Origin of the sequence: Streptomyces sp. NPDC019396 (assembly GCF_040632375.1) — a bacterium.
In the GTDB taxonomy this organism is placed as follows: Bacteria; Actinomycetota; Actinomycetes; order Streptomycetales; family Streptomycetaceae; genus Streptomyces.
Genome location: NZ_JBEYBS010000065.1, coordinates 1 through 6,107 on the forward strand (window position 1 = coordinate 1; position 6,107 = coordinate 6,107).

At 63.9% G+C, this 6,107-nt stretch carries 4 protein-coding genes and 3 pseudogenes; 4 read left to right on the top strand and 3 right to left on the bottom strand.

The window, feature by feature from the left end:
* Window positions 1-370 precede the first annotated feature (370 nt).
* Window positions 371-627: pseudogene (locus ABZ532_RS31140) on the bottom strand (transposase family protein); the annotation flags it as partial.
* 146 nt (window positions 628-773) lie between these two features.
* Window positions 774-1,652 carry a hypothetical protein gene (locus ABZ532_RS31145; protein ID WP_361291268.1) on the bottom strand — a complete coding sequence of 293 codons (879 nt, stop codon included), beginning with the start codon at window positions 1,650-1,652 and terminating at the stop codon, window positions 774-776.
* Between the two features lie 508 nt (window positions 1,653-2,160).
* On the opposite strand from ABZ532_RS31145, the pseudogene ABZ532_RS31150 reads away from it, so the two are divergent.
* Window positions 2,161-2,921: pseudogene (locus tag ABZ532_RS31150) on the top strand (helix-turn-helix domain-containing protein).
* 21 nt (window positions 2,922-2,942) lie between these two features.
* On the opposite strand, the pseudogene ABZ532_RS31155 reads toward ABZ532_RS31150, so the two are convergent.
* A pseudogene (locus tag ABZ532_RS31155) lies at window positions 2,943-3,128 on the bottom strand (IS630 family transposase); the annotation flags it as partial.
* A gap of 129 nt (window positions 3,129-3,257) precedes the next feature.
* Here ABZ532_RS31155 and ABZ532_RS31160 point away from each other — a divergent pair.
* From ABZ532_RS31160 to ABZ532_RS31170, 3 genes are all read left to right on the top strand, one after another.
* Window positions 3,258-3,707 carry a transposase family protein gene (locus ABZ532_RS31160; protein WP_361291271.1) on the top strand — a complete coding sequence of 150 codons (450 nt, stop codon included), beginning with the start codon at window positions 3,258-3,260 and terminating at the stop codon, window positions 3,705-3,707.
* 648 nt (window positions 3,708-4,355) lie between these two features.
* Entirely contained in the window at window positions 4,356-4,715 is a 360-nt protein-coding gene (locus tag ABZ532_RS31165; protein ID WP_361291274.1) for a PadR family transcriptional regulator, read from the top strand.
* On the top strand, window positions 4,712-5,794 hold the full coding sequence (locus ABZ532_RS31170) for a hypothetical protein (protein ID WP_361291277.1): 1,083 nt from the start codon (window positions 4,712-4,714) through the stop codon (window positions 5,792-5,794). Before ABZ532_RS31165 ends, ABZ532_RS31170 begins: the two co-directional genes overlap by 4 nt.
* Window positions 5,795-6,107: the final 313 nt, after the last annotated feature.

Sequence of the window (6,107 nt, forward strand, 5' to 3'; positions counted from 1 at the left end):
CTCCAACTCGGCACGCACAGATGCGATTTCCTCCGGTGCCACACGTCCTCAACGACACACTCAACCCATAGGACACGCAACATCGACACCGACCTGACCAAGCACTACTACTCGCCCCCCGTCTATAATCCAGCCGCCCGAGAAGCGACGCCGGAGGGCGGGTCTTCAGGATGCCGATCCGGCCGCACCCTCCGTCGCCGGTTCGCCGGTTCGCCGGTTCGCCGGTGCGCCGGTCCGCGTAGCGGGCGCGGTGCGGGGGCCGGGCACCATGGACGCCGCGGCGACGAGGTCAAGGTGGGAGTTCATGTCCAGCTCGAACCGGCCGCAGGGGTTCACGTGGGTCCAGAACAGCGGGGACAGCGCCCGCCGGCTTCAGCAGACCCGGCGCACGCGCGGCGAGCAGGTCGACGACCGCGCTGGTGTAGGCGTGGGCGGTGGACTCGCTGATCCCGAACCCGGCGGCGATCTTCGCCAGAGTGATGTGTTGGCGCAGGTACAGCAGTGCCACCATCGCGCGCTGGGACGGCCGGAGCTTGCACCGCCGGTCGCCCTCACGGGTGTCGATCAGCATGGTGATCACTCCACGAGTGCATGCGGCAGGTCGAGTGCGGCAGGATGGATGACCAACGAGGCCCCCGAGCAACGTGATTGAGACGTCAGACATCTCGATCAACAGCCCGGGGGCCTCGCTTGTTGCGTCACGGACCATCACCCGATCAGTGGCGACCTCGAAGAAGCTCAATGGGAGGCCAGAAATGGTCTCTTAATGAATCTCAGTCAGTACCGTACAAGTCAACGAGCGTTGCGATGTCGCCACGTCCAAGGGTTCGCTCGAAGACAGTGCATGTAGCAGTGGCACTCGCCATGGTCTGGTACGCCTTTGGATTATCCGTGTCATCGGGCATTGGAGTCCCGTCCTCCTCTGCATGGTCGACATTGAGAACGTGCATTATTTCATGCATCACCGTACTCTGCATGTCGGTCTTCTGTAGGTCCCCGTCTTCCCTGAAATTCTCGGGGCACCCAGCAGCTCCTGGTGTCATCCAGTTTGTATCCGAGTCCAATTTCACATGCCCCCTTGCACGGACATACGGGACGTCGTTGTCCTCGCCCCAGTTCGCACCGTCGGACCCTCCGTTACCCACCGTGCTCCCCGCGAGGTCTGCGAAGGAGACGTTGATCTCGTAGGCAGTGCCTTCCGAAGTAAATTGCTCATGATCCCTTTCGCCCCCATACTTGAAGTCGAGATTAAGATCACCAGTTATGCCGCAATTGTTTCTGAGATCGTGGATCGCCTTGAATGAAGCAGTAAGTGTGGAAAGTACTGAATCCATGGATACAGATTCGGGTCGCTCGGAATCATCGTAGTACCATGTCCAGGTTACTCCGGGGAAGACTCGGTTGTCAGCCTCCAAGAGGGGGTTTGCTTCGACTTCCTCGCATGCCACTGCTTCGGCGAGATCATTATCCCAGTAGAAGTCGGCTTTGTCGGGGTCAGCGCCGCCGTCGTTCTCCCAGATATAGGTAGCGCTGGGATCTCCGTCCTGCTTAGCCTTGCTATCCCCCTCGGCGTGGGCTGGATACGCCACAGCTGCAAGAATTCCTGTTGTTGCGGCAATAGTTCCGAGGATTTTTTTTCGGGAAACGTTCATAGCCCGCTCCTGTATTTCCATCACTTGGAATTACGACGATATCGAGCGGGCTGCTGCACGGTATCCGCAACTAGTACTCATGCTGTTCTTTAAATCTCTCCAGGAGGTCCTTAAGTCCCCCTTTTGCCCTTTTTGGCAAGATCGAAAGAAGCTGGTTAGGGCTGCTGGGAAAAGGTGGAGCTCCGGCGCTGGCGGGGGCTGGCAGGCACGTGAGCGTCGCTCTGCGTCTCTGCGACGTGGATTCCACTCCGACTGCGGGTATTGGCCGGCCTTGCAGAATCCGGCTTCCGAATCAGCCGAACTTCCCGACATCGCCCAATCAGAGTCCGGTGGTGCCCTGACCGCACTGATTCGCCGGGTGGCGGCGTTGGTGCACAGACCACATGAACTCGGCGTGGAGAGGATTCTGAGTTGTCGCGGAGCCGATCAAGCTACTTTTAGTCTTCTGATTCAGTAATTCTGTTTAGATGAGTAGGTTGGCCTATGGGGCGGCCGGTCGGCGAAGGTCGTGTTCGCGTTGTCGGATGAGGAGCGGGCTGCACTCCAGGGGTGGGTGCGGCGCCGTTCCACCCCGCAGCCATGGGCATTGCGACGCCGGATAACCTGGCCTGCGCCGAGGGTTCCTCGAACAAGGACGTGGTAGCCAACTCGGTTCCACGCCGCAGGCGGTGGGCCGCTGGCGGTCGCGGTTCGTGCAGTACCGGATTGCCGGTCTGGGCGACACGCCCCGACCAGTGGGCTCAGGACCGTGACGGACGAGCAGGTCGCTGTGGTGGTCACCAGGACGCTGGAATCGACATCGAAAAGCGCAACACACTGGTCGACGCGGTCGATGGCGAAGGAGATAGGCCTGTCGCAGTCGTCGGTGTCACGGATCTGGCGTGCGTTCGGACTGCAGCCGCGCGTGGTCGGAGACCTTCAAGCTGTCGACCGATCCGTACTTCGTCGACAGGGCCCACGATGTTGGTTCCTGATCAAGCTCGGCAATGAGTGCCCGCCGGCCTGGATGTCCACTTGATCTGCGACAATTAGCCCCCTACACACACCCGCTATCAAGAAGTGGCTGCTGGCCCACCCACGGTTCAACCTGGACTTCACACCTCCTGGCTGAACCCCGTAGAGCGGTGGCTCGCCGAGCTCACCAAAGGACATCCGCAACTGAATCGCTGCTTGGCACACCGACCCGAAGCCCTACGTCTGAACCAGACCGCAGACGAGATCCTCGAACGCCTCGCCTCATATCTGAACAGAATTCCTGACTCAGACTAGGAACCACCTGCCCATACCCCGGCGTCGAGCCTCGCGGGTTCGGGGGCGGCCGTCGTCCCGACGGGGCCGGTAGATCAAGCGGGAGCGGTTGCCGGGTTTGTAGCAGGTCAGCGCGGCGATGGAAATCCGTCTGCGGGAACGGCCGCAGCCCCGCACTACCGGGGGCCGACCGCGCTGGAACCATGACGTCGCCTGCGGCGGCGTCATGGAGAGCCCGGCTTCGTCCTCGAAGACGAGCCAGGCTCCACTCACCGCCGCGAGGCTAACGAGCTCGTGCACGGTAAGCGGTGAGACGTCGGGCTCCGAATGGTTGATCATGATCACTTGGTGGGGATCGTGACTCGTGCAGTGATCGTCGGCAATCGCCGGATCACGGGGCTGTTGGCCGAGGTGATCGCCGAACTCGTCGCCGAGGTGGGCCCGCTATTGCATGAACGGCACCGGGTGAGACTGGAGTCCAGGCCGCGACAGCGGGCCGTTGGCGCTGGTGCGAAGCACCGGCTGGTCTTCATCGACCGTCTTCTGGCCACGCTCGTGCACCTTCGCCACGGGGCTACTCATGACGTGCTGGCCTGCTGGTTCGGCGTCGACCGCTCCACCATCACCCGGGCGATCGGCGAGGTGCGGCCCCTGCTCGCGACACGCGGCTGCACCATCGCGGCCGCTGTCCGGCTCCGCACCCTCGCCGAGGTCATCGTGTCGGGCGTGGGTGATGTCGCAGCTGGCCAGCCGGGCCGGTGCGCCGCCGGGCTCTGCTGCGAGAGATCAGCGAACGCTTCATCCTGATCACGCCCGGCTCGCTCGCCGCCGGGGCCTGTTCAAGAGCTAGCGGGGCGATATCGGGGTGTACACCACCCCGGTTCCCGCCTAGCAGCACGAGCCCAGCGCCCGAACGTAATCCACGCACTGCCGCCCGACCTCGTTCGGCTTCCCACCGGGATCCTGGCGTCCGTACCAGCTCGTCCTCGACCAAGCGGGAGAACCGCGGCGTCCAGGGAGGTCACGAAGGCGCCTACTCGTCGACGGGTCCCTCGCCTCCCGCCATACCCATCGTCCTGGCCCAGTGGACCTTCGGCCTCAGCGACAAAATTCTCAAGAGCTACTCGCGAACTGTCAGATCGACCAGCGCATGGGGATCACAGCCGAGCTGCCGCGGAGATGTGCGGCGGGCGACCGCAGCGGTGGCCATGTACGACGATGGTGGTCGGCTTGTCGTGGGGCGCTTGCGGACTCCTGTCGGAGTGAGCCGTGTGGGGCGTAAATGGCGGAAGCCTAGCTGATGTCGCCTCTGCCGTCTCGCCAGATTCCCAGCCTTCGCGGTGGCTGTCGCGGATCCCCGTAACCGAAGCCACAGCTCAGGGCTATTCTGAATCGGGATTAGTTGAAGTTTCGTGGTAGTGTCTACTTGCGGCTACTGAGAAGGGATGTCGAGTGATGAGCGTACCGACCGGCTCGAAGGCCAACCCGGCCGGCGCGTGGCTGCGGGGCGTCCTCGAACTTGCCACGATGGCGACGCTGACGGAGGGTGAGCGGCACGGTTATGCACTCATGCAGCGGCTCTCCGAGTCTGGGCTGGGGCCGATTCGCGGGGGGGTCCTCTACCCCGTGCTCGGGCGGCTGGAGGTCGAGGGGGCGGTGAGTTCGACCTGGCAAGCCGGCGACGGCGGACCGGGGCGCAAGGTCTACCAGTTGACGAAGGCCGGCCGAGAGCGGTTGGTAGCAGAGCGGGCACTCTGGCGCGATTTCTCCAGGGTGCTCTCCCAGCTTCTGGAGCGAACGGAGGAAGAGCAGTGAGCGATGACTTTTGGGCGTGGGAGCTCCATACGCGGGCGGCACTCGCCAAACGGAACGTGGGCCACCGTCGTGCGGACGTCGTGATCACCGAGGCCGAGGCGTACTGCACCGAGAGCTCAGACTCGCCTTTCGAGGTCTTCGGTGCGCCCGACGCGTTCGCCGACCAGGTAGCTGTGGCATTGCCGCCGGAGGTGCGTCCCGGTGAGGACGCGAAGGGCTATACCCCGCGGGACTATGTCGGCGGCTCCTTCATGCAGGTCGCCGGGTTCGCCATCCTTGGCAGCCTCGTCGCTGCGGTGTCAATGAGAAGCCTGAGCTGGACGGGCAATCCCGCCCGGATAGCCAGCCTCGCACTGGTCGCCGCCGCGTTCGTGTCGCTCTCCGGCATCGCGCGGGCGATTCGTTCGGTTGGCTACCCCCGCCTGGCCAAGGCTTCCTACGCACTCTCGGCCGGGCTGGCAGGCGCCGGCGTGTGGGCTTACGTCAGCCTGCCCACGACGCCGGAGTTTTCCGTGCCGCATCTTGCAGTCGCCGGGGCAGCGCTGGCCCTCATCGTTGCGATGCTCTGGAACGGCGACGAGCGGCCCGAGCCCACCGACGACGAGGCCGCGACACTGCGAGGCCTCGTACACAGGGCGCTAGCCAGCTCAAACAGCGACCCGGAGCGGTGGTTCAGGGCCCTGCACGGGCTGCTCGTCGGCCAGCACGAAGTCCCCCCGCCCCGCGCAACCGAGCTGGTCGAAGAGGCCCGCGCACACCTCGCCGACACCGGCACCACCCCTGAAGACGAGTTTGGCCTGGCCTCTCAATACGCGGCCACGCTCGCGGCGCCGATCGTCGCGCGCAAGCGCCCCTGGTACCGCAGCCACCTGGGCATGGCCATCGCGCTCTTTGCGGGGGTGGCAGTTTCGATCGGATTGCTGGTGAACGACATCGTCACCCGCGCTTGGATCCAGGGTGGGCTGCATATTCTTGTGCTCCTGGCGGCCGGTTGGGGACTGGCCCGTGTGACCCGCAGCTGGTACCTCGACAGGCACGGCCGCCTCCCAGCCAAGCAGCCCCACCCTTCCAAAGTCTGACTCACACAACTGGTGCCGCTCCGGTGCACGCTCACCCGTCAAATTGACCCGGCCCTTAGAGGTCGTTTTCATCTGGATTGCCTTGTTATAGGCGGATTCTGGAAGCGTGGGGTCGCGGTGATGGTGAGATAGCAGGTGTACTTCGGGACCTCTGGGACGGGTGGGGCGGGATGTCGCTTGTTCCTGTCTCATCCCAGAAAGCCCAGCGTTCGTGGCCCGTGTGCTTCCACCGTCATCGCCGTACGCCTGGGCGCACTCGGTCTGCGGCGGTACGCCGGAAGCATGCCGACGCGACGCCCGTATCCGAGTGATC